The sequence below is a fragment of the Nocardioides malaquae genome (genome assembly GCF_015070385.1).
GTDB lineage: Bacteria > Actinomycetota > Actinomycetes > Propionibacteriales > Nocardioidaceae > Nocardioides > Nocardioides malaquae.
In genome coordinates this window covers 1-266 of the sequence record NZ_JADCSA010000482.1, presented here as the reverse complement: position 1 = coordinate 266, position 266 = coordinate 1, and the positions used below count along the sequence as shown (strand labels likewise).

The window sequence follows — 266 nt, the reverse complement described above, 5'->3', positions numbered from 1 at the left end:
ACCAGATCGCCGCTACGTAACGAGTCCAGCGATTTGCTCTTACCATCAGTACCAAGAATATGACGCTCGATTTGCAGCACATTGTTCGCCGGTAAAGGTGCGGATTGCGGATAACCGCTGGCATCCATACGCAACCATAACGGCTGATCGCCACTGTTGCTCACCTGCAAGGTGACAAGTTGATCGCTATTCAGATTGCTGTTTTGCGCTTTCTCGCCTGTCAGCTGCTCAGCTGAGAAAGAGGTTTGCGCCTGCCATTTACCGGG

At 52.3% G+C, this 266-nt stretch carries 1 protein-coding gene; it reads right to left on the bottom strand.

The genetic code is table 11. The annotated features are described in order from the left end of the window. The coding region (locus IEQ44_RS15985; RefSeq protein ID WP_193639429.1) for a hypothetical protein at positions 1-266 on the bottom strand (266 nt) is incomplete at both ends.